At 40.8% G+C, this 23992-nt stretch carries 30 protein-coding genes and 3 tRNA genes; 19 read left to right on the forward strand and 14 right to left on the reverse strand.

The features are described from left to right. Nucleotides 1-10: 10 nt before the first annotated feature. The 3 genes from BEGALDRAFT_RS07160 to BEGALDRAFT_RS07170 all read left to right on the forward strand — a co-directional run bounded on the left by BEGALDRAFT_RS07160 (nucleotide 11) and on the right by BEGALDRAFT_RS07170 (nucleotide 283). Nucleotides 11-87, forward strand: a tRNA-Pro gene (locus BEGALDRAFT_RS07160). A gap of 14 nt (nucleotides 88-101) precedes the next feature. Beyond that, nucleotides 102-178 (forward strand) — tRNA-Arg (locus tag BEGALDRAFT_RS07165). A 29-nt stretch (nucleotides 179-207) separates the two neighbouring features. Further along, a tRNA-His gene (locus BEGALDRAFT_RS07170) sits at nucleotides 208-283 on the forward strand. 22 nt (nucleotides 284-305) lie between these two features. Here BEGALDRAFT_RS07170 and BEGALDRAFT_RS18745 read toward each other — a convergent pair. From BEGALDRAFT_RS18745 to BEGALDRAFT_RS07205, 8 genes are all read right to left on the reverse strand, one after another. Further along, nucleotides 306-1334, reverse strand: a complete 1029-nt coding sequence (locus BEGALDRAFT_RS18745; RefSeq protein ID WP_002685189.1) for a tyrosine-type recombinase/integrase — start codon at nucleotides 1332-1334, stop codon at nucleotides 306-308. Further along, nucleotides 1334-1933: a hypothetical protein gene (locus BEGALDRAFT_RS18085; protein ID WP_002685191.1), complete on the reverse strand. Its 600-nt coding sequence runs from the start codon at nucleotides 1931-1933 to the stop codon at nucleotides 1334-1336. The genes BEGALDRAFT_RS18745 and BEGALDRAFT_RS18085 overlap by 1 nt, the downstream gene beginning before the upstream one ends. Before the next feature lie 42 nt (nucleotides 1934-1975). After that, nucleotides 1976-2905 (reverse strand): hypothetical protein, encoded by a 930-nt coding sequence (locus BEGALDRAFT_RS07185; protein ID WP_002685192.1) that lies wholly within the window; start codon nucleotides 2903-2905, stop codon nucleotides 1976-1978. A gap of 70 nt (nucleotides 2906-2975) precedes the next feature. Then, entirely contained in the window at nucleotides 2976-3170 is a 195-nt protein-coding gene (locus BEGALDRAFT_RS07190) for a hypothetical protein (RefSeq protein ID WP_002685194.1), read from the reverse strand. 125 nt (nucleotides 3171-3295) lie between these two features. Then, complete coding sequence (locus tag BEGALDRAFT_RS19150) at nucleotides 3296-3469, reverse strand: hypothetical protein (protein WP_002685196.1); 174 nt, start codon at nucleotides 3467-3469, stop codon at nucleotides 3296-3298. Further along, complete coding sequence (locus BEGALDRAFT_RS07195) at nucleotides 3466-3726, reverse strand: hypothetical protein (protein WP_002685197.1); 261 nt, start codon at nucleotides 3724-3726, stop codon at nucleotides 3466-3468. Before BEGALDRAFT_RS07195 ends, BEGALDRAFT_RS19150 begins: the two co-directional genes overlap by 4 nt. Then, nucleotides 3723-4757 (reverse strand): hypothetical protein, encoded by a 1035-nt coding sequence (locus BEGALDRAFT_RS07200; protein WP_002685198.1) that lies wholly within the window; start codon nucleotides 4755-4757, stop codon nucleotides 3723-3725. The genes BEGALDRAFT_RS07195 and BEGALDRAFT_RS07200 overlap by 4 nt, the downstream gene beginning before the upstream one ends. Beyond that, nucleotides 4750-4941 (reverse strand): helix-turn-helix domain-containing protein, encoded by a 192-nt coding sequence (locus BEGALDRAFT_RS07205; RefSeq protein ID WP_002685199.1) that lies wholly within the window; start codon nucleotides 4939-4941, stop codon nucleotides 4750-4752. The genes BEGALDRAFT_RS07200 and BEGALDRAFT_RS07205 overlap by 8 nt, the downstream gene beginning before the upstream one ends. Before the next feature lie 74 nt (nucleotides 4942-5015). Here BEGALDRAFT_RS07205 and BEGALDRAFT_RS18090 point away from each other — a divergent pair, with 74 nt between their 5' ends. From BEGALDRAFT_RS18090 to BEGALDRAFT_RS07225, 4 genes are all read left to right on the forward strand, one after another. Continuing rightward, on the forward strand, nucleotides 5016-5396 hold the full coding sequence (locus tag BEGALDRAFT_RS18090) for a helix-turn-helix domain-containing protein (protein WP_002685201.1): 381 nt from the start codon (nucleotides 5016-5018) through the stop codon (nucleotides 5394-5396). A 432-nt stretch (nucleotides 5397-5828) separates the two neighbouring features. Then, nucleotides 5829-6044, forward strand: a complete 216-nt coding sequence (locus tag BEGALDRAFT_RS07215; protein WP_002685203.1) for a hypothetical protein — start codon at nucleotides 5829-5831, stop codon at nucleotides 6042-6044. Nucleotides 6045-6068: 24 nt separating this feature from the next. Beyond that, nucleotides 6069-6284: a type II toxin-antitoxin system HicB family antitoxin gene (locus BEGALDRAFT_RS07220; protein ID WP_002685204.1), complete on the forward strand. Its 216-nt coding sequence runs from the start codon at nucleotides 6069-6071 to the stop codon at nucleotides 6282-6284. Next, complete coding sequence (locus BEGALDRAFT_RS07225) at nucleotides 6285-6509, forward strand: type II toxin-antitoxin system HicA family toxin (RefSeq protein ID WP_002685206.1); 225 nt, start codon at nucleotides 6285-6287, stop codon at nucleotides 6507-6509. It abuts the gene before it with no gap. Between the two features lie 338 nt (nucleotides 6510-6847). Here the strand turns inward: BEGALDRAFT_RS07225 and BEGALDRAFT_RS07230 are convergent, their stop codons facing one another. Further along, nucleotides 6848-8167 (reverse strand): tetratricopeptide repeat protein, encoded by a 1320-nt coding sequence (locus tag BEGALDRAFT_RS07230; RefSeq protein WP_002685208.1) that lies wholly within the window; start codon nucleotides 8165-8167, stop codon nucleotides 6848-6850. Further along, nucleotides 8164-8430 (reverse strand): hypothetical protein, encoded by a 267-nt coding sequence (locus BEGALDRAFT_RS07235; protein WP_002685209.1) that lies wholly within the window; start codon nucleotides 8428-8430, stop codon nucleotides 8164-8166. The genes BEGALDRAFT_RS07230 and BEGALDRAFT_RS07235 overlap by 4 nt, the downstream gene beginning before the upstream one ends. A gap of 525 nt (nucleotides 8431-8955) precedes the next feature. Between BEGALDRAFT_RS07235 and BEGALDRAFT_RS07245 the strand changes: the two genes are divergently transcribed. The 12 genes from BEGALDRAFT_RS07245 (at nucleotide 8956) to BEGALDRAFT_RS18750 (ending at nucleotide 17702) form a co-directional block, all read left to right on the forward strand. Then, the gene (locus BEGALDRAFT_RS07245; protein ID WP_002685211.1) at nucleotides 8956-10107 is read left to right on the forward strand and encodes a protein rep; all 1152 of its coding nucleotides are present in this window, start codon (nucleotides 8956-8958) and stop codon (nucleotides 10105-10107) included. Beyond that, nucleotides 10100-10573, forward strand: a complete 474-nt coding sequence (locus BEGALDRAFT_RS07250; RefSeq protein WP_002685212.1) for a hypothetical protein — start codon at nucleotides 10100-10102, stop codon at nucleotides 10571-10573. Before BEGALDRAFT_RS07245 ends, BEGALDRAFT_RS07250 begins: the two co-directional genes overlap by 8 nt. Before the next feature lies 1 nt (nucleotide 10574). Next, complete coding sequence (locus tag BEGALDRAFT_RS07255; protein WP_040294901.1) at nucleotides 10575-10787, forward strand: hypothetical protein; 213 nt, start codon at nucleotides 10575-10577, stop codon at nucleotides 10785-10787. Nucleotides 10788-10798: 11 nt separating this feature from the next. Next, nucleotides 10799-11149, forward strand: a complete 351-nt coding sequence (locus BEGALDRAFT_RS07260) for a hypothetical protein (RefSeq protein WP_002685213.1) — start codon at nucleotides 10799-10801, stop codon at nucleotides 11147-11149. Nucleotides 11150-11348: 199 nt separating this feature from the next. Next, nucleotides 11349-11600: a hypothetical protein gene (locus BEGALDRAFT_RS07265; RefSeq protein WP_002685215.1), complete on the forward strand. Its 252-nt coding sequence runs from the start codon at nucleotides 11349-11351 to the stop codon at nucleotides 11598-11600. Nucleotides 11601-11737: 137 nt separating this feature from the next. Further along, a complete protein-coding gene (locus tag BEGALDRAFT_RS07270; RefSeq protein WP_002685217.1) occupies nucleotides 11738-13753 on the forward strand; it encodes a hypothetical protein in 2016 nt (671 codons plus the stop codon). After that, a complete protein-coding gene (locus BEGALDRAFT_RS07275) occupies nucleotides 13726-14163 on the forward strand; it encodes a hypothetical protein (RefSeq protein ID WP_040294902.1) in 438 nt (145 codons plus the stop codon). The genes BEGALDRAFT_RS07270 and BEGALDRAFT_RS07275 overlap by 28 nt, the downstream gene beginning before the upstream one ends. Nucleotides 14164-14165: 2 nt before the next feature. Further along, nucleotides 14166-14486, forward strand: a complete 321-nt coding sequence (locus BEGALDRAFT_RS07280; protein WP_002685219.1) for a hypothetical protein — start codon at nucleotides 14166-14168, stop codon at nucleotides 14484-14486. Nucleotides 14487-14488: 2 nt separating this feature from the next. Beyond that, complete coding sequence (locus BEGALDRAFT_RS07285; protein WP_002685222.1) at nucleotides 14489-15616, forward strand: zonular occludens toxin domain-containing protein; 1128 nt, start codon at nucleotides 14489-14491, stop codon at nucleotides 15614-15616. Next, nucleotides 15613-16899 (forward strand): type II secretion system protein GspD, encoded by a 1287-nt coding sequence (locus tag BEGALDRAFT_RS07290; RefSeq protein WP_002685223.1) that lies wholly within the window; start codon nucleotides 15613-15615, stop codon nucleotides 16897-16899. Before BEGALDRAFT_RS07285 ends, BEGALDRAFT_RS07290 begins: the two co-directional genes overlap by 4 nt. Nucleotides 16900-17082: 183 nt before the next feature. Next, nucleotides 17083-17379: a hypothetical protein gene (locus BEGALDRAFT_RS07295; RefSeq protein ID WP_002685224.1), complete on the forward strand. Its 297-nt coding sequence runs from the start codon at nucleotides 17083-17085 to the stop codon at nucleotides 17377-17379. A gap of 56 nt (nucleotides 17380-17435) precedes the next feature. After that, complete coding sequence (locus BEGALDRAFT_RS18750) at nucleotides 17436-17702, forward strand: hypothetical protein (RefSeq protein ID WP_002685225.1); 267 nt, start codon at nucleotides 17436-17438, stop codon at nucleotides 17700-17702. Here the strand turns inward: BEGALDRAFT_RS18750 and BEGALDRAFT_RS07300 are convergent. The 4 genes from BEGALDRAFT_RS07300 to BEGALDRAFT_RS07315 form a co-directional block, all read right to left on the reverse strand. Continuing rightward, the gene (locus tag BEGALDRAFT_RS07300; protein ID WP_002685226.1) at nucleotides 17662-18105 is read right to left on the reverse strand and encodes a hypothetical protein; all 444 of its coding nucleotides are present in this window, start codon (nucleotides 18103-18105) and stop codon (nucleotides 17662-17664) included. The genes BEGALDRAFT_RS18750 and BEGALDRAFT_RS07300 overlap by 41 nt on opposite strands. Before the next feature lie 57 nt (nucleotides 18106-18162). Further along, on the reverse strand, nucleotides 18163-18564 hold the full coding sequence (locus BEGALDRAFT_RS07305) for an ArdC family protein (RefSeq protein ID WP_040294903.1): 402 nt from the start codon (nucleotides 18562-18564) through the stop codon (nucleotides 18163-18165). A gap of 1179 nt (nucleotides 18565-19743) precedes the next feature. Continuing rightward, entirely contained in the window at nucleotides 19744-22854 is a 3111-nt protein-coding gene (locus BEGALDRAFT_RS07310; protein ID WP_002685227.1) for a type ISP restriction/modification enzyme, read from the reverse strand. Between the two features lie 281 nt (nucleotides 22855-23135). Beyond that, nucleotides 23136-23992: site-specific integrase (locus BEGALDRAFT_RS07315; protein ID WP_002685229.1), on the reverse strand; the 857-nt coding region annotated here is incomplete at its 5' end.

Below are 23992 nucleotides of genomic sequence, written 5' to 3' on the forward strand. Positions count from 1 at the left end.
ATTAAAAGTACGGGGTATAGCGCAGTCTGGTAGCGCACCTGCTTTGGGAGCAGGGTGTCGGGGGTTCGAATCCCTCTACCCCGACCAGCAGATTAAAATCTGCGCCCGTAGCTCATCTGGATAGAGCATCAGCCTTCTAAGCTGAGGGTAGCAGGTTCGAGTCCTGCCGGGCGCGCCAATAACTGCCGTTAGCATTCTAACACAATGGTGAGCGTAGCTCAGTTGGTAGAGCCCCGGATTGTGATTCCGGTTGTCGTGGGTTCGAGTCCCATCGTTCACCCCATCCAAACAAGTAGTTAAAATCGTTAGACACTCCCCAAATTTTGACCCTTCCAGTCAAGGCATGACAAGCCCTGTCTCACACAGACAAGGTCAAGATGTGCATAAATCTCCGTTGTTTTGACACTCTGATGCCCCAGTAAATCGCGAATAACCACTAAAGCCACCCCCTCCATCACCAACCAAGCGGCGCAAGTATGACGTAAATCATGAATATGAAAATTACGAATATCAGCCCGTTCACACGCATTTAAAAAAGACTTACGCAAACTCCCTACTTTTCGCCCGTTCCTGTCCGAAAAAACAAATTCCCCCGACCCTAACGTTTGTAAATGTCGTAAAGCCTGCAAGGCTCGTGGATGTAAAGGAATACACCGCCGCTTTTGCCCCTTAGTATGCTCAGCCTCCAAGACCAAAAAAGCCCGCTCAAAATCGACCCTATCCCAAGTCAAGCCCAACAACTCCCCCCGCCGTGCTCCGGTGTACAACGCCAAGACAATAAAATCCGCCAAATAAGGCGTTAAACTCAAGCGAGCAGTCATAATTAACCGCTCTGCTTCAACAGGCTTCAACCAACGAACCCGCCCCTCAGGCTCACGCAACAACTTCCCCTTAGTTGGATTAGGTAACTGCGTATCCATTTCTGAGTTATACAAATTAATTGCGGCTCCTAACAAAGACAGCTCCCGATTCACAGAACTGGCAGAAACCGACTTTAAACGCACAGACATAAAAGTCCGCAACTGACGAGAACGAAAAGTAGCCATATCCAACTGAGCGCCTAAGCCCGCTAACAACGTTCTAGCCCGCAACTGGTCATCCAAAGCACTACGCTTATCCGCCTTCACCGACAAAAAGAAAGACAACACCGTAGAAAGCGTAACCGTTCCTAAAGGCACACCACACGCCAAAAACCGCTCGACCTCCTCGTGACTAACCCGTGGTAAACATCCGATATAAACCGTCTTTATCTCCCCCCGCTCAATCAAACGGTTCAAGGTTCGTCTTGAGACCTTCAACAACCCCGCTACCTCATCCAATGTGTACAACTGCATTACTTAAACCCCTTATTAGGACACAACACCCTATCGACCTCATCCAACAACCGTAAAATCTTCTCCAACTTAGGACGTATATTTACTAATACCTCATCATCCCGTCGTGACTGAATCAGCTCCTTAACCTGCTCACAACGTTCACCCCAAGACTGATAAACCGCCTGAGCCTTAACCAACGGGTCAACCTCAACGGCAAGTACAGCCTGAACCCGTTCCGCTGTCACCTTTCCAGACTGACAAACCGTTTCCCACACCTCCCTCTGTTTCTCAGGGGGTAAACCCACTAACGGTCTAACCTGCGCCTCATTCTTTGGCATGTCACCAACTGAGGACAAATTACGCACAACCGCGCTTGCATTAATCAAACGATGTGCATGTTGTCGGTGCATCCCCCACACCTCAACGCAATACGCCTCAAAATTCTCATACCCTTTTGACCGATATAAACGACTCTCCTTAATCTCCGCCAAAGCATTTCCAACCCGATAAAACGCGCTTAACTCCTTTTCAATAACCTGTTCCAACTCATCAAGCCGCTCATCCATTTTTCCTTTGATGGGTAATCCCCCTACCCAGTCCGCTTGTTCTAATTGCATACCTACCCCCCAAAAAAAAGGGCGGTAAACCGCCCTACTGACCTACCCCTTTAAAGCCCGCTTAACCTGAGTTGCCTTCTCTTGGCTCATACCTAGACTCATATAACTACTCTCTCCTTTACCTGCCCGAATTGGGGTATCAACATCCCAAGTAGAATCTTTACCCAATTTCTCTACCCAATACTCCACCCCCTTACTCTCCCGCTTATCTCTTTCTTCATTAGGTAGCGTTTCATCTTCATCCGTTAACATACCTAAATGAGTAGATTCCTCTAACCCCTGATTATCCCTATCAATACTCCTACCTAATAAGGTATCTACCTGATTAGGTATAACCTTAACGCGGTATCGACTACGCATATCTACGAAAGCCGTCCCCAACAACATCAAGCCCAACACCTCAAGCAATAACCCCCGCAAAAACGCAAACGTCATTTCTACCTGCGGAGACCAGAAAACCATACTCCCTACCTGAGGCTTAAACGTATCTACCTCCTGCGCCAATACCCGCTCCTGTTCCCGTAAAGTAGCTACCTGAGCATCTAACTTTTTTGCATTAATTGGATTACTGGCATAATCCCCGAACCACTGATGACCCTGAACTTTAGCAATATCACCCCGTACCCCCTCCAACTGAGCGAGTAAATTTTGATACTGTGATGATTGCTGTTTAGCAGTTTCTGCCTGACTTGCGCTATTTACGATTAAATTAAACGCCGTAGCAGTAATAGAAAGGACAATAAGCAACAACGAAAATATTAAAGTCCACGTTGCCCGCTCCTTATTGCCCACACGGAATTGATACAAAGACTCGCCCCAAAAAATCACCTTACCTACTTCAGTGACTGCGACAAAAGCCCCTGCCATTAAAATATTAGCCAGTCCAACAGCTCCAAAACTCACAAACAACCACGAGTTATAAATACTCACCAACATCGCTATTGCACCAAATGCAATCTTCGTGATTATCATCTATAATCACCTCTCTATCTTTGTTTTACACGCCCTAAACGATACGGTTATATCGCTTAGGGTTTTTAAATTATTTAAATGCGTCTTTTAAATCATTCATAGCCGTTTTCGCGCTCTTCAGTTGCTTAAGAAAAGTTAAACCCTTCTTAGTAGCGTTTCCGTTCCCGTCCATCATCCCATTTTCTACAAGCACGCCCGCGTTATCTTCATTCAATATTGCAACAAGGCTTATGATTTCTGCAATTTCAGCAGAGTACTTACTCATGATTTACTCCTTCTTTGCCTTCTCTTTTTCCAGTTCCTGCAATCTTTTCCCTAACCAATCAATCAACGCTATCTCTTTTTCCGTGAAATCTTCCTTTCTCAACCCTTTCGTGACACTTATGATTTTTACTCCACCTCTCTCACAGTACCAACGGACAATATCCCCTTTCGTGTTGGTACAACCTTTCCTTGCTCAACCGCAAGAAACCCTAACGCGATTAACTCCGCCTCATTCTTCTTGTGCGTTTCCTTTATCCGATTAATGACAAAAGTCATTTTTTTAACTATTTTTGTGCTCATTTCTCAAGCTCCTTGTAAATATCCGACTTCAACAACAACAACCTTTCTACAATCGCATCCTGAAGTTGCTCAGACTCATGTTCTAAACGTTCAAGTTCTTCTAACTTTTTAGAGTTATTTTCAAGTTCATACACATCTATTTCACACCTAACAGCACCCGTTAAATATTTTGCTTTGCCTAGCTTATTTACTAAATCGCTTATATCTTCTTGACATTCCTCAAACTTAACCAAAAGCTCAGGATTAAACATCTTCATGGTGAAACTCCCATTTCCCTATACTGCTGTTTCACGTTCTCCAATAACTTCATAAAGCTACCCTCACCAGATGCAAATTTACTAAATGCTTCATCAAGAATTCTTTGGCGTTCTCTTAAATCAGCAACACCATTTAAAACGCTTAGAACCTTAATTTTGTTCTCATTAGCAAGGGGGTGTCTCAAAACTAACCCGCCCATATCTACATCAGGACTATTAAGTCGCTTGATACTGGTTAAATCAGGTTTAACAGGGTTACAAATGGGTTTCTGTTCAGGCTTAACAGGTTCTGTACTTTCCGTTCTGACAGGCTCGGACTTAAACGGCTTATAAGCATTACCGCCCTGCTGTCGCTTAAATTGATGCGTAGGGACAAACTCCCCTTTTAACGCCAAATGCTTCAAATGAGTTAACAAGCCCATGACATTCTTAACCTTCCCTTTAACAAGCCGATAACTCACCTCGTCGAGAACGTCCTGAGCTTTTGGACAATCCGCCAATAACGCCCTAATCTTCTCTTTTGTTGCATTACTATAATTTTTTGTACCGCCTTCAAAGACTAACGCCGTTTCAACTTCTTCAGGTTCTTCAATTTCATTAACTTCTTCAACCGCTTCAGACTCTACAGCTTCAAATAAATCCTCGTTAGCTTCTTCTGTTTCAACTTCTTCAGGTTCAGTCGCTTCAAGTTCTTCAGGGTTAAAATGTGGGTTCAAACTCCAATGCTCATATAAAACATACTGTTTACCGCAAAATTGCCCTTTCTCGTTTCTTAAATCCTTATCACTCATCCATAAATAACCGTATTTAATCAATTCCTTAATCATTCGTTTAACAGCATGTTTACCCTCTTGTCCATGCATAACCAGATAAGCAATACTGATGCGCCAATCATTACGGTTTGTCAGTATTTCACAAGCAAGCATTCTTGCATCACGTGATAGTCTTGTATCTTTTATAAGACGGTTATCGATACAAGTGAACCGCTCACGGTGCGCTACTCGGATTATTCCTTGCATCTCGTTACTCATTTCTGATTAGCTCGGCAATATCTATTTTTAGAGCGTCAGCAATTCGTTTTAATTGGATAACGCTAACGCTTTGCTTACAATTTTCTATTTTTGAAAGCGTTGTTCTACCAATTTTTGCCTGCATTGCTAGTTCTTCTTGCTTTAGCCCTGCTTTTTTTCTGGCTTCTTTGATTTTTTCGTTCATGTTTATTTAGTGCCTTACATTCACATTTTTATTTTATGTGAGTAAAAGGAACATTTCAATAGCATGTGCGAAATATGCACATTTATCGTTTAAAATTGATAAGTATGATGAGTATTCAAATTGATATCGGTCGCCGTATTAGGCAGATTCGTAAGGAAAAAGGATTAACCCAAACAGACTTGGCAAATGCTTTAGGGTTTGATCGTAGTTTTTTGTCTAAGATTGAAGCGGGCACATCTGATGTGACATCTAGCACGTTATACGAGATTGCTAAATATTTAGATATTTCTGTCGCAAGTCTTTATGGTGAAGAACCTTCTCCACCTTTGGAACGTGAAACTAAACGTTTATCTGAGTTATTAGAGACCCTATCCCCTGAAGAGATTGCCATTATAAAAAAAGTTATGTATGCCTTTGCTGACTCTAATAAATTTAGGCATAAAACAGTAAGTTAAAAAATTTTGCCCTACCGTGTTCAAAAATCATTCACGGTGCCGAGTAAAAAACCCGCGTTCCCGTATTCGGTCGCTGGATAATCAAAGGGTAATAATAACTAATATAACTCATTACTATATTTAGAATTATTACTAAAACACAACAACAGAAAGCCGTATGATGAAAAATCAAACACGGCTTTTTTTTCAGTTCGCTTCGGCTCAAGGATTCATAAAAGGAGTGCTTACGCACAACCGCGATTTATTCCTTTCCCTGTTCCCGTTCCGCTGGTGCAGTCAGAAAGAAATAAAAAAGGAGTGCTACACGCAACTGCAATTTTCCTTTTCCTATTTCCCGTCCTTAGCGTTCACTGATTAAAAGACAAAAGCGAATTTGTAAGGTAAACCCTTTAAGCCCAACAGCCCGCTGTCCTCAAATGGAGACATTCACGTATGAAGGAAAAAACGTTATTTATCATTATGCTTGTATTACTTTCTATTTTGAGCACTTTTGTTGTACAGCTATATTTAGAGAATAAAGAGTTAAAGAAAGATGTTGCAGAGAAACAAGCAGAGATAGTACAAAAAGATAAGGACATAGAGGAAGTGACGAGACTAGTTAAAAAATTTACAAGCGAAGTGACTTGTATCAAGAACCCGTTTAAATAGAAGCTGTCCCCAATTGGAGACATCATGGAAACACTTATCAGGCTACATATCGAAAAACTTCCCGAAGGTTATTACCTAGCTACTTCAAAAGACGTGCAAGGTTTAGTCGCTCAAGGTGAAACTTTAGAGGAAACAATCTCCATTGCTCAGGATGTCGCAAAGTGTTTATTGCTGGCACAAGCCCAAAATGTCCGCAAAATTCCAGACTCTTTTGATTGCGCCTTAGTGATTGGGGTTTAAATGGGGCGGTTATCAGGGTTTAAATATCGTGAGATAGTTAGCCGTCTAAGGGCTTTAGGCTTTGAACTTTACCGACAAGCCGCTGGCAGTCATGAGATTTGGTATAACGCCACAACAAACCGTTACACAACAATCCCTAATCATTCAGGCGATATGCCCGAAGGCACATTAAAAGCCATTCTGACGCAAGCAGGTATTAGTACTGCGGAGTTTTTGAGGAAGTAACAGGGTTGTTTTTAGTCAAAGAAAAAGCAGGATTTTTAAGGTAAAACCAATTAAGGACAACACCCCGCTGTCCCCAATTGGTGACAATCAGCAAAACGATAAACAATATTAATTTTTTCCACTTTCTAAGTTAGCTAAAACTGATTTTATCCCCTCTTTCATTGAATCTGTTTGAGCGGTTTGTAAAGCCTTGTTTAACATAGTACGCGCTTTTGATGTTTGCTTTTCTACAACAACGTATAGAAGACCTTTGGCAATTAAACTATGAGCTAACTCATCTCCAAATACAGTAGGTGCAATTGCAAATAATGGTCGTCTAATGTTAATAGACTCTTCAATTATTCATCAGACTTTATGTATAACAAAGCAAGATTACAGAGAGAAGTAGCAACTTCAGGGAGAAAGACTTGAGGGTTGGTTTGGGCGAGGTCTCTATAAATCTTCAAAGCCTCGCGATAGCCTTGCTCGGCTTCCTCTCTGCGTGCGGGGTCTGAAGCAATTAATCCGCTAAGGTTATTGAGAGAAGTAGCAACTTCAGGGAGAAAGACTTGAGGGTTGGTTTGGGCGAGTTCTCTTCTTATCTTCAAAGCCTTGCGATAATCTTGCTCGGCTTCCTCTCTGCGCGCAGGGTCTTTAGCAACTAAGTTAGCAAGGTTATTGAGAGAAGTAGCGACATCAGGGAGAAAGACTTGTGGATTGGTTTGGGCGAGTTTTTCATCAATATATAAAAGATATTGATAAATCTTTTCTGCCTCCTCTCTCTGTGCGGGGTCTGAAGCAACTAAGCTAGCAGCGTTATTGAGAAGCCTAGTGACCTCAGGGATAAAGACTTGCGAGTGCGAGTTGGTTTGGGCGAGTTCGCCCACAATCTTCAAAGCCTCTTGATAAAGCTTTTCTGCTTCCTCTCGTTTTTGAGTCTCTGCATAAATAAGGGCTAGATTACCCATAACTGCCAATAATGTCTCTTGTTTCTCCTGTTGTTCGGATTCTGAGAGTTGTTTTAACTCATCGAGCAAGCCTTCATATAAACGTTGGGCTTTCTTATATTCGTTTTGTTTCTGTAATAATTCTGCATACTCAAGCCCATACTCGATATTCTTAAAATCCTGATGATAAGCGGCTTCATACTCAGGCAAGGCTTGTACAGGTTTATTGTCCAAGCGATACGCTTGTCCTAAGATAAAATGTACTTTGGCATTCTGTTGAGTCTTTTCATCTCCTTTTGTCTTTAAGGGTTCTAATAAGGCGGCTACTTCTGAGAACTTCCCTTGTTTTAAGAACGCTTCCGCTTTAGTGAGTATCTCAGCATAATCAGGGTTTTCGCGTCTTAAACTCTCCAACTCTTTAGATAAACTGTTGTAACGGTTAATCCATTCCTCAGCTTCCTTTCGCAGTTGTTCAATTCTAGAGTCTTTCAGTTCTAACGTATCATTTAATTGCTTTTGTGAGCGTCGAGACTCTACCTGTGTTTCTTGAGCTTTTTTTAAGAACTCATTCAAAGATTTTTGAATATCAGGGTCTAAGTTAGAACATGTGAGGGTAACAGGTGCACTGATGTCCCCAGCATTAAAACTACAATTCTCTGCACTGTACGAGTCACCCAAAGCATATAAGGCAGGAGAACAACACAAAAGCCCAATAAAAAAGAAGTTTCTCATGGCTTAATCTCCTTTTTAGAACAATCTATTTTTACCGCTCCTTTAATATCCCCACCTGCATTAAAAGAACAATCCTCTGCTTTTTGAGAGTTCCCACCAAACACTAAAGCCAACACCACGACTAAAAAAACAGCAAAGCCAACAGCTCCCCCAATCCAATAATGAAGCGGTTTCAGTTGTACACCCATAAAGATTTTTACCTTATCTCCTGTAGCAACGACACCAGCAGAACTATCTTTCATCCCGACAGAACGGTCACTCATAAAAAATCCTCAATGTAATGAAACTTCAAAGATTCTAAACAAGTTTGAACAGCCCGAAAATGGGTTAATGGGGGAGAAGAAAAAAGATTTTCCTCCCCAAAAAGCCCCGCCCGCAATCGAGCGCGGTGCGCTGATGCGGGCGGGGCTGATTGGGCGTGAAACTGTTCAATGTTAAAAGAATATGATATTTTTCTAGGCTATAAGCCTTGATACTCCGCCTAAAATTCCCGCGCTATTGATTCATAAGAGAAATTAGTTTTTGTCCAACATCCCAACGAGGAATAACTCCCCTGTTACAAATGCGGTGAATCACTGACCGACTAACACCGATTAAGCTCCCTATTTCTTCATAAGTTAGCTGTTTTTGCTTCTGAATTTTCAAAACGATTTCTTTAAAATTCACGTCGTTACCCATTTAAAAAAACTCTCCTACAAGTATTTAGCGCGTTTTTGACACTCACTTAGCGCGATTTTGACACTCTAACATCTGGTTTTATAACCATAATTTTGGTTACTATCAGATGTATGAAAATTAATACACCTTCCCAAGACAAATATCAACATCGTTCAGGATTATTTAGACTGCAAAGTACAGTAGCTAAACTCCTGCCTGATGCACGTGTGGCGAAGTGTCTTAGAAAATTCTCTCAGTTTCCCAACAAAAAACGTCAGTTAAAAGACTCATTTGCCAAGATTTACAAATCTGACCAACATCAACACACATTTTTAGCGGGTTTAGAAGTGTGTGGCTCGATATGGGTCTGTCCCGTCTGTGCGGCTAAAGTTTCAGAACGACGCAAGGAAGAACTAGAACGGATTACGACTGAACACCGTCGACAAGGGGGCGAGCTGGTGATGATTACCCGTACTGTCCCCCACGAATACGCCCACGATCTAAAAACTTTCCTCACAACATTCTTAGAAGCTGAATCTATCCTAAAAAAAGACAGACAATATAAAAAGATAGTTGAAAAAGTAGGACTAATAGGAACAGTCAGAGTACTAGAAGTGACCTATGGGACAAATGGCTGGCACGTCCACACCCATGAACTATGGTTCATAGAAAAAGCACACCCCGCGCTATACGGTAGAATCTCAGGACTTTGCTACGACCCTGACATTGATAAATATATTGGCTATAGCAAACAAGGCTTATTCAACCTCTGGACCCAAGCGACAAAAAAAGCAGGCTTTAATCTCTCCCCCTCGCCCTACGCCTTCGGTATCCACAACGGCGATTACGTCTCAGCCTACCTCGCCAAATGGGGCAAACAAACCGATTGGACTGCATCAGCCGAGCTGACCAAGTCCCACATCAAAACGAACCAATACGCCCAAGACAAGGGACAAACCCCATTCGATTTAATCAGAAACTACCAACAAGGCGATAAACAAGCAGGCGAAAAATTCAAAGAATTTGCTCAAGTCTTTAAAGGTCGTCATCAATTGCAATACTCCCACGGCTTAAAAAAACGCTTCGCCCTGCCTGAAAAAACCGACTTACAACTTGCCCAAGAAACCACAGCCCGAGCCGAATTTGTTGGTGGCTTAAACTATCACGACTGGCTGTTGATTCTAAAACATGACCTGAGAGCCAAACTACTAGACCTTGCAAGCCACAACTGGCAAGCCGTCGCTAACTACTTATTTAACTTAAGGAGATACAACTATGTTTAACCCTGAAACAGGAGAAGTCGCCAGTGATGGACTTTATGCAGTAGGAGAACTGCGCAAAGTCATAGAAAAAGCGGATTTCACCGACAAAGAAACAGGGACAAAACGGCCGGGTGGTTTTGAAATCGAAATGCTATTAGAAAATTTAACAGGAAGAGACCAGCTCCTTATCGCTAAATCCGCTAAACCTGAACAATTCACGGGCTTATTAAGACAACGCATTGTCGTTGCGATAAAAACAAGCGCGTATCAATTCGGAGAAAGAGATGCGCAAATTTCTTACACAGTACAAGACGACATTCCCCCGATTCGTTTATCAAACTTAATCAGTGCACAAGCCTATGCGAATCCGCCTGTCTCTGCGTCTGTGCCTCCGCCTGTGCCTGTGCCTGAAGCGGTTCAAGAGTCTGACATTAAAACAGAACCTAAAAAATCCTCCAATTTCATGGGTTCATTAATGGGTGCTTAATATGCGCTTATTCGTCTTGCTGTGTTTTTTGATGGTCTCGCCGTTGGTATCTAGTGCGCAATGTAACAGTGTGTTGTTAGAACTTCCTTTAGCTCAGGGTGCGGATTTATGGTTTACGTTTGGGCTGTTCTGGACAATCACCGTTTCTATAGGCTTGATTTCATGGCAAGGCGGGGTCTTTCTGCGGTTTCTTATGCGTGGTTTATTTCGTTAGGACGGTAAACAATGGGCAAATACTTCATTTTGATACTGATGCTAATCCCTAGCAGTAGCTATGCGGTTTCTTGCCCTGCATTACCACAAGGCTTTTTATGCAATCTTGTTGGTGATTTTAGTTTTATTGATTTATTGCTGGGGTATGCCGCTTTGATATTAGTACTTATTCCCATTTCAGTTTTTTTACATGGTGCGTATCAACTAATTACTTATTTTTATCCGACATTTTTTATGAATGCAACACAACGTCGACGTTACCAATATCAATTAGACCGTGCATGGGCTTATGTTGAATCAGATAATAAGCGTCAATATTACAGCAATCTTCGGAGGCGTAGGCGGTTAAGAAAATTAGGATAATTAAAATGAGCTGTTTTATATTTCCCGATATACATCAAGAAATTGCGTTTTTAATCATGCTACTTTTTTCTACTTTTCTTTTTTCCCATATGGCGGGTGCATTTTTACGTTTTCTTGCATCTTTTAAAGACGATTTCATATGAAAAAGGTTTAACAGTCCTTTTAAAACTGTCCACTTTTTTTCTTCGGAGGTTTATTTATGCGTAACTCATTAAAGCGTTTTATTTTGTTTTTAATGGTTTCATTTCCTTTGCTGTTTCAGAGTGCTTTCGCGGTGACATGCCCTAGCTCTGACGGGACAACCCTGTGTGAGTGGGCCAGTACGGTCGATTTTAGTGACCTTATGCTTGCAATTGGCGCGTTAATTCTGGTGATTGTGCCTGTTGCCGTTGCCATGTTGGGTGGTTCTAAAATCCTTAGCGTCTTAGGCTGGCGTAGAGGTTCGTTGTAAGGTTTAAACATTAAGGGGGCTTAATGCTCCCTTTTTTAGGAGGAACGATGGACTTGCCCACAATTTGGCATTTATTTTTTGCGTGGTTTGGCGTGCTTTCTGGCTATATTACGTTAAGGGGTTTAAGGCTCATCTAAATGCGTCTGCTCTGCCTTCTGCTCTTATGCTTACCGCGTCTAGTCCTTGCAGGGCTTGCGATGCCTGCACCTGCACCTGCGCCCTTGCCTGCGGTTGCGGTGGATGCTTCTTCTACTTTATTAGAAACGATTGTATCTCGTGGTGAGGTAACAGCAGTTTCACGGGGGGCGGGTGCAATTGTTGAAACGTTTGTTGTCGATTCGGTGACTGCCGCAAATGAAGCCCTTTATTCAGCAACAATGCGGGCGGCTTCTGCTGCATCTAATCAAGCACTGCTTAATATTCAGCCTTACACTGTTCAGTTACCAGCGGTTGAGTTTTCTTCTGAAATGGCGGTTGGTCGTGTATCGACAATGAGTGCGGGTTCTGTTGCTGGGGTGGGTGGTGCTTTGTTAGCGTCTTATGTGTTGGGTGCAACGATTGGTCTGTTATATGAAGCCAATGGCAATGTGAATGAAGCACTAGACTCATTAATGTTATATGTGTTCGATTATAAAGTTGGTGGGACTAACTATTTAAATACGTTCCCTTATCAATTAACAACCAATCAGTATGGTGTCACCCATTACGGCGATAAAGTTCCCATTTTAACTGCTAATTCTAAAGGTAATTTTATTTCTACACCTGCGGTTAATTTTGGGACAATTAAACTCCCTAATCAAGTAAGACGTAATCAGATAGAAAGCCAAGTTGCTTTGGTGTATTACTCAAGTTATGAATATTACGGACTTGATTATATGGATTCACCGATTAAGCCTGTTAATGGGGAGTGTGCGGAGGGGACGGTTGCTTATTCAGGGTGGCTTGCAAAAAATGGGGCTATTTGTATTCCTGATTATTTTCAAGAGTTATTCGAGCCTGTTTTTGCTTATTACAGTACGTATCAAGAGGCATTTGTAGTACTTTATGGTTTTGGTCATTACAGGGCAGAAAACACTAAGACACATAGATATAACTCTTATGATTGGACTATTTATTCTAACTATATTACTGATGGCGGTCAGATTGTAGGCTTCGATTTTCCTTCATATTTCCCCTCTTCTCCACCCCTTTATTTTACGAATATACGTAATTTTTTCACGTTTTACGTTGATGATGTTTCTTTTTATTATCCTGATTGGTCATTCTATTTTGACATTTTTCATATGACCAATGTTTTTTGGTATGGTTCTAGGTATCGTTTTACCCATTACCCTTATCATATTAATGAATTACAAACTTTATCTGATGGTTTATTTTATTCTCATCCAAGTTGCTTTTATAGTTTGACAGGTTCAATTAGTGATATTCAGTCACGTTGTACGAGTTACTCCAATTTTTATTTTTCGGGGGCTGAAAAACTGGTTTTATCTCGTAATCTTGGTATTCCGCGTGTCGAGTTTCCTCTGCCTACAACTTATACATCTACGCAAATTGTCCGTAAAGTTACGGTTGACCCGTTAAAAGAAGCTGAGGCGTTAAAGGGATTTGTCTTAACGCAAGATGTTTATTTGCCATTGGATGCTACACAGATAACCCCTGAGACAGGCACACATTATGCTGTTCGTGACCAAGTCGAATATGTTTTAAATCCTGTTCAGCCGACTGCTGAAAATCCTTACCCCTATCCTAATACACGCCCTGCGGGTTCACCGACTGATTATGTCCCCTTTCCGCTCCCGCGTTATTTATCGCCTCATCGGGTGCGCCGTTTAACAACCGTTACGCCGCCGCCTACTTGTGGGGTGCAAGTGCCTTGTCTCGTGACTGGGGAAAAAGTACCGTTACCTGATTCGTTTAGCTTTTTCTTTACTTATGACCCTCATTTTCCCTTAGTAGTGCCACAAATGCCCGTTGAGTCTTTTTGTGCGCCTATTCAGTTGGATTTATCCTCGATTGCCTTTGGGCTGGTGCATTTAGAGCCAATTCAGTTCAATTTGCATTGTTCTGCTTTAGTACCCCATGAGGATATATTTCGCCTCGTTTTTAAATTTGTGTGGGTCTCCTTATGCGTCTTTATTGTTTTATCAGCTTGATGGTTTTAAGTGCATTCTGTTGTGCAGAAGAAGCAACGGAACCACCACCACAATGTGGTAATGAGGGACAACCAGCTTGTATGGTTACTGGGGAAAAGGTAGAAGTGCCTGATGATGACTTTGTTGAACAGATAGCCAATGATTCCGTGAATGAGCTTGAGGGCGGTTTTCACCCTGAAGAGTCTTCTAATGATTATTGGATTCCGTTCGTTGTGCCTGATTTAGACCTTTCTGGCAGTTGTCCTGATTTAAACTTTGATTTTAGCCATATTAAATTTGGTAACAATTATTTACCGAATGTCGAGTTTAGCTTGTGGTGCGATACCTTGACCAGTACGGAGGGGTTTGCACGTGCAATATTTTCTTTAGTCTGGTTATTAACAGCAATGATTATTGTATTAGGTGCTTAGATATGCCTGTATTAGCAACATTAGGTCAAGTTTTTTTAAGTGCGTTTCAAGCCTTTTTTTTGTGGGTGACAAAATGGGCTATTATGAAATTTATCTTTGTCTTGGCAATCTTTGCGATAGTCGATTTTTTCTGGCCCATATTGATTTCTTTGTTGCCTAGTTATTTAACGGACTCGTCACAAATTGAAAATTTATTCGGGGCGTTCCCTTCTTGGTTGTTGTATATGTTTTACTGGACGGCGTTCTCTGATTTTGGTTTCCCGCTCTTAATTTCTGCGATGATTGCCCGCTTTACTATTCGTCGCTTGCCTGTGATTGGTTAATTATGTCCGTCGTCGCTGTCTGTGGCTTGCCACGTCATGGTAAAAGTTATCAAGTCTGTTCTAAATTCATTCCTGAAGCCTTACTCGGTGGGCGTGATGTCGTTACAAATATCGTGTTGCTTGAGGATAATATCAGGAAGTATTTAATTGAGGAAAAAGGTGCTAATCCCGATAAGCTCGGGCGGGTGCGATATTTTAAAACCGAAGATGTATTTGATTCTTTGTTTTTTCCTACAGAGGACAATCAAGGCAAGGGCTGTTTTATCCATGCGGGCGATTTAGTCGTTATTGATGAGGTTTGGAAGTATTTCGATACGGGGGTTAAAGTCTCGCGTGAAGCCCTCGCGTTTTTACGGTATCACGGACATTTTAAACATGCTCAGACTGGGATAACTTGCGATGTCATCTTAATTACTCAGGATGTTACCTCCTTACCGCGTTCAGTTAAAAACCTGATAGAACTCACTATCCATATTACAAAGTTAGTCGAGGCGGGGTTGCGTAATGCGTTTGTTATTCGCCATTTTCAGCAAACTACGATACAAGGACGTAATGCCGTTAAGCTTGGTGAAGATAGGAGTATCTTTGATAAGCGGTTTTTTGCTTTTTATAAGTCTCATGATGGCGATGTGGACGTAAAAGCGAATGAGTTAATAGTTGATAAACGTCAAGTTATTTGGAATAGTAAATTTTTTAAGTTCGCTATGCCACTTGTTGCATTAATGTTTATTGGGGGGTTATTCGTCTTTTATCGCATTATTGCAGGTTTAGAAGATAAGGCGAAGGCGAGTAATGAGCCTATTCTTGAGCCTGCGTCGGTGTCAGCTTCTAATCAATCGGGTGTCACTAGAACACGTTTACAAAAACCGCAAAAACCAGAAAAACCCGTATATTCAGGTGCTTCTATATTAGGTCATTATACAGTCGGCAATGATTTGTATGTGTGGATTGTGCAAGATAATCGCCCGCGTTTATTAATTAATCCGTTGAATTTCCGTATTTATAATATGCGATTGGAAGGAAGTTATAAGGGGGAAATTTTGGATAGTTTTTCGGGTGAACGTTATCATCTTGATGATGATGATGGCGGTGGAACAACGCTTGATTTGAAAGTGCCCTCTTTAAAATGATGCTATCTCGCTTATTACTCGTGCTGTTTTGTCTCTATGCTGTGGGCGTGAATGCAGAAGAAAAACCTAATGCGGTTTCGATTAGCTTTGAGCGGATTGATATACCAACATTGTTGGACATGGTTTATACCGATATTTTGCATCAAAACTATTTAGTACACAGTGCCGTATTAGAGAAAAAAGATTTATTGACGGTTCGATTGCGCCCTAATTTTCCCTTGTCTCAGCTAGACGGGTTTATGCGTACTCTGTTATTAAGTTATGGGATTACAACAGATAAACAGAAGGACTATATTTATTTTCGTCCTTTTGAGAGTGATAAACCCGAACTTATTCAGCTTCAGACTTTGTATTATGTGCCGCGTTTTCGTTCTGCGGATTATCTGTTAAATCTGTTAGTCCCTGTCATTGCAAATTATCGTATTCAGGTACAGCAGAATCAGGTCGATACGTTGTCTGAAAAAGCGGGCGTGGCGGTTAATAGTGATGCAATTATTTTGTTATTACCGCAAAACAAAGTTGCTGAGATTCAAACTTTATTAACGCAATTAGATAAACCCGCTAAACAATTACATGTTCGTGCTTATGTCTATGAAGTGACTAATAGTAAAACTGAGAATAGCAACGCTTTACAACTGGCGTTTAACCTGCTCAGTGGTCGCTTACAAATCAATGTCGGGGCGTTACGTTCTTCAGGTCAAACCGTTATTTTAAACACGGGTGAATTTGATTTGCTTTATAACGTCTTTTCTTCAGATACTCGCTTTAAAACCTTGTCCAGTCCTTCCCTCTTTGTCCGTTCGGGTGAATCTGCTCAGTTTGTTGTTGGGACTGAAACGCCCGTATTATCAGGCATCACGAATACAGATAATTATCAGTCTCAACAGGTGGAGTATAGAACCAGTGGCGTTGTATTTAAGATTAAACCTACCGTTTTAGAGGAAACCATTGATTTAGATGTAACTCAGCAGATTAGTAGTTTTACTAATACGACAACAGGAGTTTCTAGTAGTCCGACTTTGTTAAAACGTGAGGTAACAACTCGGCTTAATATTCAAAATAAGCAACTTGTTGTTATGTCTGGTTTAAAAGAGAATAAGTTACAAGATGATAATACTTATTTTCCGTTCACTAGCTTTTCTATGGGTTCTGAACAGAATGAACAAACTAGCGACATTGTTATGTTTTTGTATTGTGAGTTGTTAGATGAGGTTAATCAGGGTAAATATTTTGATAATTCTCATAATTTAGATGAGTTTATTATCTCTTTACCTGATAAATAGGGTTCTCTGGAGGAGTTCTGACTTCAGAAGTTTAAGAGTTTTTTTCTCAATGAATTTTTTCCCCTGAGTCTCTGCGGGCGTTTGGTTAAAGCCCAATGGGAAAAAAATCAGGGAGAAAAAAAGTCGTATCCCCTTGGTGTGCTGGTAACGGTCGGCTTACCTTCTTTTAATAAGGAAAAATAAATGTCTCGTATATTTATCATTATTGATGGTGATGTATCAGATTGTCTTAGCTATATTTCACAATGTTTTCCGCGTCTTAAGATTAACTCTTTTTATAGACAGAACCCTGATGTTGATTTATCAGATACTTATTGGGTTTTTGGACAAGGAAATAATGCTTTTGGTCAACCAGTAGCAAAAAAAAGAGGTAAATTTAGGGTTTGGTTTAGGTTTAAGGACTTAAAAGGCTTGGAAAATGAACAAGAGTTCATCAAGTTTTTAAGAGATAAACAAATTCCTTATTCATTAGAATTCTAAGGCGAAAAACGTTTGATTTTAGGCTTCTTAATCGGGCTTATCGTGTGGGGTGATTAATGAACGAACATAACCTTAAAGATGTACAAGCCCTTTTAAAAGTGATAGAACATTGCCGTAATAGTTCTATCTTCTTTCTGAAGTTCACTATTAAGCCACTTCATTTAGACTATCCAACGTTGAAAGACATTCCAGAGATAGAACGAATCGTTCAGGAAGGCGTGTCGATTCCTTACGTAGAAAACTCAGGATTGCCCTTAGAAAAACAGTTTGCAAGTGAACTGCTTAACCAGCTAGAAGCGTATCTTGAGGCTTGTTTAAATTAACCAGCTTTTCCAGTTCAGCCAATAAAACACGGGCGTGTTGCCAGCGGGGTGAGGTCGGGTGTGCGCGTTCTTTAAATGACGCTACCAACGTTCTAACCTGCTCGAGTTTTTCCTGCACGGTCTCCAGTTCCTCGCGGTTTTCCGCTAACTCCGTTTTTAATTCCTCTACCGCCTGCGGTGTCGGGTTCTCCACGACGTTTAATTGTCCCGTCGGTTCTGCGGGTGTGACTGCTTCATTTTTGATTAAGGTCAATTGCACGGGTGCGCGTTGGCGTTCCTTGCCCATGTGTTCGGCAATAAGGTTTAATGCTTCCTCCCCTCGGTCTTCAGAAACAAGGCTTAAATACTCCATAACTTCATTCATACGATGGGCTGGGATTTTGGGATTTTTAGCGGTTCTCATGATGTCACCTTGATTTAATCCCCTAATCTAAAACTAGGGGATTGGACGGAAAAAAACTTAGGGTTCTTGGGTTTCTGCGGTGGTTAATACTTCAGTTTGTGAAATATCAAATACGCTTATTACGATGTATCTGAACCCTTTCTTTTTTTCCGTGTCTTTGGCAATTTCCATGAGTTCGGCTGTCGTCATGGTCTCAAGGTCTTTACCCGCGTTTTCCTCTTTTTTAAAAGGACGTGGTGCAAAGATTTTTAACGATTTTTCACCTTTTCTCACTGTGCGTCCTTGCTTTTGCCATTGTTTAAAACCGCCAATAAGTGACGGGGTTATTCCACGTTCTGCACATTGAGCAATCAATAACGCGCTGTTTTTCGGTGTGAGTAAGTGGTTTTCGACAGTAGGGATTTGGACGGCTGAGAAGATACTAATGAGGGTGTTGCTAATTTGGACGGGTGCGTTCATAATTTTAGCCCTAGTTTAAGTTTGTACATAACCCGTTAGGCTTGTAGAGAGCATAACGGGTTTTTTATTGCCTACTTTCTTGTTGAAAGTGCTAGTATTTTAACACTTTAGGGCTAGCAAGGCAAGGAAAAAATGCAAATAAATCTTTGTTTTTCAAACACTTCCTTTGTGTGTAAAAAAAGGCAAACAAAAAAAGTCTTTTCTTCCTTCCTTGTTTAATTTTCTTGTCTTAACTTCCTCCGCGTGGTTAAGCTCGTCAAGGCTAGGACTACTTAACGCCCTCTCAAACAATGAGATTTTTTTAAAAAGTCAAATTTTTTTTTGTCAGTCTCTTTCGTGCGCACGATCTCGTTTTCTTCCTCAGACAATATCGAAGGCACTTAAAAAAAGATTTTACTTTTTAAAAAAATCTCATATCTTTTAAGCGTTAAGTAGTCCTAGCCTTGACGAAAAGCTTAACAGCGGAGGAAGTTAAGACAAGAAAATTAAACAAGGCTTTGTGTTTTCTTTTGACTGTTGAAAGGAATCCGCTACAAAGTTTATGAATACTATCGTTGTTTGCTGTTGGTTTCCGTTCAGTAAGCGTGCGCTCCCTATCAAACATCAATAAAAAATCTTTTAAGCCTTTATATTTTAAAAATAAAGTGATAAGGCTTTATTAATATGACATCCATCAGGTGTGCCGCTCTCTAAATTTTAAGAGTTTTTTTCTCCCTGAATTTTTTCCCTGAACTACTGCGGACGTTTGATTAAAACCAATCGGGAAAAAAATCAGGGAGAAAAAAAGTCGAACCGATTTATCAGTAGAGGTAACGGTCGGGTGTTTAGGCTTTAGAAGTTTAAGAGTTTTTTTCTCAATGAATTTTTTCCCCTGAGTCTCTGCGGGCGTTTGGTTAAAGCCCAATGGGAAAAAAATCAGGGAGAAAAAAAGTCGAACCGATTTATCAGAGAGGTAACGGTCGGGTGTTCAGGTTTTGGAAATTAAGAGTTTTTTTCTCAATGAATTTTTTCCCTGAACTACTGCGGACGTTTGATTAAAACCCAATGGGAAAAAAATCAGGGAGAAAAAAAATCGAACCGATTTATCAAGGGGAAATGGTTTGAAGGGCAGAAAATTAAACAAGGCTTTGTTTTGACTTTTTTATCAGTCTGCACAAAGCCTTGAATGATGAGGCGTGTTTAAAGTGGTTGTTTTGATAACTCTTTCACAAGTTTAACCGTTTCTATGCTCACGGTGATGATTTGACGGACTAGGCGGATTATGTATTGTTCGTCGTCTAGGTTGTTCGGGTCGTTGGTGATGCCGCTGCGTTTGTCGGTGCTGACTTGGTACTGGTCGATTATCCAATCTAACGCACTACGGTTGCCTAAGCGGTATTCTAAAGCCTCGGCTGGGATTCCCTTTAGTGTCAGGCTGTCGTTGTAAATTATCGCGGTCTTGTCTTTGTTAAATTTCATCTTTTCAACACGATAATCAAGTCTATCAGGGCAGTCGATTTCTAACTTGTATTCGGCTTGGGTTTCGTAGTTTAAATGTAGTTCTGCGAGTTGTTTGCCTATCCGACTGATTGCCCAAAAATCGCTTAATAAGGGGATTCTCGCCAGTTCTCGCTTTAAATTGGCTTGATATTTTTCTCGGTAGCCTTCGTGATGTAGTAGCCCATAGACATAATAGAATATGTCCCATTTATTCAGGCTTTCATCTTGGTAGTGTTCGCGATAGTGTTTTAATGCCCAGTCGGTTATGTTTTCTGTGCGGTTTGTGCCGTCTTCGGTGTAGATGTAGAAAGGGAAGCATTGCGTTTGTCTTCCTCCAACGTGAACACAAGGAATATAGTTTGTTATTTGTGAAGAGAACGGGATTTGAGCCTCATTAACAGTACAAATAACTCGATTTTCTTGTTCCGTTTTTGGGGTGGGGAAAATGTGTGTAGATGGATAAACATCATTATTCATAACTTTATCAAAAAAAAGAAATGTCTTTGTAAAAGGTCTGTATAAAGAAATTCTTATTTTTTCTTGCGAGAACTCAGTATATTTGCCACTTTTTAAATGACGTTTTAAGTTTCTGCTCCAACTGATTTTTTTATCATCATAAACAACAAAATCATCAATAAATTTTGTTTCTTCTTCCTTACCTTTTGGCTTAGACGTTAAACGCGAGTATTTAGATACATGCTCGTTATACGTATCGATACTTAACTGAATGTTCTTAGCAAGCTCATCAGCATTGAAGTTGTAAGCCCAAACATCACGACTAGTTAACACACCTACACCATAAATTTTAAAAATCACCCCTTCTAGTTGACTATTTTCTGCTTTGCCCTCTTTTGACCCTATAGGCGTAAAGGTTTCAAAGTCGGCTTCTAAGCCTTCGGTTAGCCAGTTGTAATTTTTATCTACGGTAGAACGCTTAAATGGTACTTTTACAATACTGTGGTATTCCTCAAGAATAGCTTGTTTTTCCTCTCCTTTTAGATAGTCATCTACAGAAAATATATTAATTTCAGTGGGTTTATTTTCAGGGTTAGGTTGTTTAATAAGGAAAGTAATACCAACACTGACACGAATTAAGTCATTAAAAACATTACCGCCTTCTTGTCGTCTGCGCTCTCCCGTTGTTCTTGCATTGCCTTTTAAGTCGATGTGATAAATTTTAGAAAAATTAAGGCTTAAATGTTTCCGCATTCCATCAGTAGCAATACCTTCTAAAAACCCGTTATTTGTCACAAACGCAATAACCCCACTTTCTCGCCCTTCTAGCCGTTCTGTTGCCCACGCAAAGGCTTTAATGTATGCATCAGATAATGAAATTTTATTAGTGGCTTTAGAGTTTTTTGCGTAGGTGTCCGTAATAATATTATCCAAATGCGGATATTTACGATTTTTATTGTTATCGTTCTCGTTTTGTTGCCAAGCGTTATAAGGGGGGTTGCCTAATATCACGAAAATAGGGGAGTCTTTCTGCTTTTTTACCCGCGCTATATTTTTCGGAATATCAAACCCAAAACCGTGCTGCCTTCCTTCCAACATTTCAAACGTGTCAACTAAACAAATGCCTTCAAACGGTTCATATTTCTTGGTTTTCTCATAAAAAGCATGTTCTATATTCATGCTAGCAACATAATAAGGCAGTAGCATGATTTCATTACAATATAACGATTCTTTGTATTTTTCCTCTAAACTTAACGGGTTAATCTCTTGCATCACTCGCAAGATAAAATTGCCTGTGCCTGTGAACGGGTCGAGAATGTGAACGTCTGGACTGGATAGGTTTTTATCGAACTCACGCTTTAAAATCTCTTGAACGGAGTTCACCATAAAATCAACTATCGGTTGTGGGGTGTAAACAATCCCGTGTGTATCTGCGACTTTAACCGCGAAGCCTTGAAAGAAATTTTCATAAACGGCGTTTAGAAAGTCTTGTTTGCGACTGTAAGCATGTATCGTGCTGGCGGTTTCTTCTATAGCGATATAGAAGCGGTCGAGACTTTTGAGGAATTCTTTACGACTAAATGATTTAGCGGTTAAGGCTTGAATAACTTTTTCAATTTCCTGAGCAATAATGTTTTTGCTGGCAAAGTCAGGATTATCAAAAATCGTTCTGAATAACCGTTCTGTTAATAAATGTTGTACCAACATCTCAATAACCGCATTTTGTGATAAGTTCGGGTTAATGGATGCTTGGCATAACTGCGAAAAGTCTTCAAAAGCATTAATAAATCCTTTATTTTTCTTCAGTTCTTCATTGATAATGTTGACTAAAGCCTTGCCTAATTCCCCGACTTTCTCCTTGAATGCCTCGATAGCCTCTTCCCATTGTTCATAAACGGGTGGTTTGTAGCTTAGGAACAGTTCTAAAGCGGTGATTAAGTGCGCGGGGTTCTCTGCGGATTCTTCAAAAACGAGATTGCCGTATTGATATAAAATAACGTAGTCAGGACTTTGAAATAATATATTGTCCTTTGGATAGCCTTCTTTAAACTTCTTCTCGACTTCCTTCTTCAGCTTATCTTTGCTGTCCTTCGCTTCCCATATCCCATAGAGCAAGACTTTTGTTTGTTTATCTACTAGTGCTCCGTCTGCACGTAAAGGCTTCCGTCCATCCCGTTTGATTGAATATTGTTCGACTAAATCAAGTTGGGGGTATTGGCTTAAACAGTGTTGTATCAAAGCGGAAAACTTCGGAGCGACTGCGCCCTCATTCTGTTGATTTGCGTCTAACAGGTCTTTTATTTGGGCGTAATAATCCTTAATCGCTTTACTGCTCGGCTTTAAATTCAAGGGCATTTTTTTATATCCGTATAAATGAGGTGGTTAGGCTGTTTTCACTCAAATAATAATTAATGAAACTACATAATGACATAAAATAAAAGGAATAAAAATAGACTGTTGGCTAGAAGTCAATTAGCCAAGAAAAACGGAGAAATTTAGGAGAAAGAATAAGAAAACTAAGAAGAGAAAGAAGCGAAAAAAAGCTTGCTAAAAAGTAGGAACATCCTGATTGTGATTCCGGTTGTCGTGGGTTCGAGTCCCATCGTTCACCCCATCCAAACAAGTAGTTAAAATCGTTAGACACTCCCCAAATTTTGACCCTTCCAGTCAAGGCATGACAAGCCCTGTCTCACACAGACAAGGTCAAGGTGTGCATAAATCTCCGTTGTTTTGACACTCTGATGCCCCAGTAAATCGCGAATAACCACTAAAGCCACCCCCTCCATCACCAACCAAGCGGCGCAAGTATGACGTAAATCATGAATATGAAAATTACGAATATCAGCCCGTTCACACGCATTTAAAAAAGACTTACGCAAACTCCCTACTTTTCGCCCGTTCCTGTCCGAAAAAACAAATTCCCCCGACCCTAACGTTTGTAAATGTCGTAAAGCCTGCAAGGCTCGTGGATGTAAAGGAATACACCGCCGCTTTTGCCCCTTAGTATGCTCAGCCTCCAAGACCAAAAAAGCCCGCTCAAAATCGACCCTATCCCAAGTCAAGCCCAACAACTCCCCCCGCCGTGCTCCGGTGTACAACGCCAAGACAATAAAATCCGCCAAATAAGGCGTTAAACTCAAGCGAGCAGTCATAATTAACCGCTCTGCTTCAACAGGCTTCAACCAACGAACCCGCCCCTCAGGCTCACGCAACAACTTCCCCTTAGTTGGATTAGGTAACTGCGTATCCATTTCTGAGTTATACAAATTAATTGCGGCTCCTAACAAAGACAGCTCCCGATTCACAGAACTGGCAGAAACCGACTTTAAACGCACAGACATAAAAGTCCGCAACTGACGAGAACGAAAAGTAGCCATATCCAACTGAGCGCCTAAGCCCGCTAACAACGTTCTAGCCCGCAACTGGTCATCCAAAGCACTACGCTTATCCGCCTTCACCGACAAAAGAAAGACAACACCGTAGAAAGCGTAAC

It is taken from the genome of Beggiatoa alba B18LD, from assembly GCF_000245015.1.
Classification (GTDB): domain Bacteria; phylum Pseudomonadota; class Gammaproteobacteria; order Beggiatoales; family Beggiatoaceae; genus Beggiatoa; species Beggiatoa alba.

Excerpts from the sequence above, each read along its gene's own strand:
- BEGALDRAFT_RS18745 (WP_002685189.1), bottom strand. The coding sequence starts at position 1,334 with ATGCAGTTGTACACATTGGATGAGGTAGCGGGGTTGTTGAAGGTCTCA.
- BEGALDRAFT_RS18085 (WP_002685191.1), bottom strand. The coding sequence starts at position 1,933 with ATGCAATTAGAACAAGCGGACTGGGTAGGGGGATTACCCATCAAAGGA.
- BEGALDRAFT_RS07185 (WP_002685192.1), bottom strand. The coding sequence starts at position 2,905 with ATGATAATCACGAAGATTGCATTTGGTGCAATAGCGATGTTGGTGAGT.
- BEGALDRAFT_RS07190 (WP_002685194.1), bottom strand. The coding sequence starts at position 3,170 with ATGAGTAAGTACTCTGCTGAAATTGCAGAAATCATAAGCCTTGTTGCA.
- BEGALDRAFT_RS19150 (WP_002685196.1), bottom strand. The coding sequence starts at position 3,469 with ATGAGCACAAAAATAGTTAAAAAAATGACTTTTGTCATTAATCGGATA.
- BEGALDRAFT_RS07195 (WP_002685197.1), bottom strand. The coding sequence starts at position 3,726 with ATGAAGATGTTTAATCCTGAGCTTTTGGTTAAGTTTGAGGAATGTCAA.
- BEGALDRAFT_RS07200 (WP_002685198.1), bottom strand. The coding sequence starts at position 4,757 with ATGAGTAACGAGATGCAAGGAATAATCCGAGTAGCGCACCGTGAGCGG.
- BEGALDRAFT_RS07205 (WP_002685199.1), bottom strand. The coding sequence starts at position 4,941 with ATGAACGAAAAAATCAAAGAAGCCAGAAAAAAAGCAGGGCTAAAGCAA.
- BEGALDRAFT_RS18090 (WP_002685201.1), top strand. The coding sequence starts at position 5,016 with ATGCACATTTATCGTTTAAAATTGATAAGTATGATGAGTATTCAAATT.
- BEGALDRAFT_RS07215 (WP_002685203.1), top strand. The coding sequence starts at position 5,829 with ATGAAGGAAAAAACGTTATTTATCATTATGCTTGTATTACTTTCTATT.
- BEGALDRAFT_RS07220 (WP_002685204.1), top strand. The coding sequence starts at position 6,069 with ATGGAAACACTTATCAGGCTACATATCGAAAAACTTCCCGAAGGTTAT.
- BEGALDRAFT_RS07225 (WP_002685206.1), top strand. The coding sequence starts at position 6,285 with ATGGGGCGGTTATCAGGGTTTAAATATCGTGAGATAGTTAGCCGTCTA.
- BEGALDRAFT_RS07230 (WP_002685208.1), bottom strand. The coding sequence starts at position 8,167 with ATGAGAAACTTCTTTTTTATTGGGCTTTTGTGTTGTTCTCCTGCCTTA.
- BEGALDRAFT_RS07235 (WP_002685209.1), bottom strand. The coding sequence starts at position 8,430 with ATGAGTGACCGTTCTGTCGGGATGAAAGATAGTTCTGCTGGTGTCGTT.
- BEGALDRAFT_RS07245 (WP_002685211.1), top strand. The coding sequence starts at position 8,956 with ATGAAAATTAATACACCTTCCCAAGACAAATATCAACATCGTTCAGGA.
- BEGALDRAFT_RS07250 (WP_002685212.1), top strand. The coding sequence starts at position 10,100 with ATGTTTAACCCTGAAACAGGAGAAGTCGCCAGTGATGGACTTTATGCA.
- BEGALDRAFT_RS07255 (WP_040294901.1), top strand. The coding sequence starts at position 10,575 with ATGCGCTTATTCGTCTTGCTGTGTTTTTTGATGGTCTCGCCGTTGGTA.
- BEGALDRAFT_RS07260 (WP_002685213.1), top strand. The coding sequence starts at position 10,799 with ATGGGCAAATACTTCATTTTGATACTGATGCTAATCCCTAGCAGTAGC.
- BEGALDRAFT_RS07265 (WP_002685215.1), top strand. The coding sequence starts at position 11,349 with ATGCGTAACTCATTAAAGCGTTTTATTTTGTTTTTAATGGTTTCATTT.
- BEGALDRAFT_RS07270 (WP_002685217.1), top strand. The coding sequence starts at position 11,738 with ATGCGTCTGCTCTGCCTTCTGCTCTTATGCTTACCGCGTCTAGTCCTT.
- BEGALDRAFT_RS07275 (WP_040294902.1), top strand. The coding sequence starts at position 13,726 with ATGCGTCTTTATTGTTTTATCAGCTTGATGGTTTTAAGTGCATTCTGT.
- BEGALDRAFT_RS07280 (WP_002685219.1), top strand. The coding sequence starts at position 14,166 with ATGCCTGTATTAGCAACATTAGGTCAAGTTTTTTTAAGTGCGTTTCAA.
- BEGALDRAFT_RS07285 (WP_002685222.1), top strand. The coding sequence starts at position 14,489 with ATGTCCGTCGTCGCTGTCTGTGGCTTGCCACGTCATGGTAAAAGTTAT.
- BEGALDRAFT_RS07290 (WP_002685223.1), top strand. The coding sequence starts at position 15,613 with ATGATGCTATCTCGCTTATTACTCGTGCTGTTTTGTCTCTATGCTGTG.
- BEGALDRAFT_RS07295 (WP_002685224.1), top strand. The coding sequence starts at position 17,083 with ATGTCTCGTATATTTATCATTATTGATGGTGATGTATCAGATTGTCTT.
- BEGALDRAFT_RS18750 (WP_002685225.1), top strand. The coding sequence starts at position 17,436 with ATGAACGAACATAACCTTAAAGATGTACAAGCCCTTTTAAAAGTGATA.
- BEGALDRAFT_RS07300 (WP_002685226.1), bottom strand. The coding sequence starts at position 18,105 with ATGAGAACCGCTAAAAATCCCAAAATCCCAGCCCATCGTATGAATGAA.
- BEGALDRAFT_RS07305 (WP_040294903.1), bottom strand. The coding sequence starts at position 18,564 with ATGAACGCACCCGTCCAAATTAGCAACACCCTCATTAGTATCTTCTCA.
- BEGALDRAFT_RS07310 (WP_002685227.1), bottom strand. The coding sequence starts at position 22,854 with ATGCCCTTGAATTTAAAGCCGAGCAGTAAAGCGATTAAGGATTATTAC.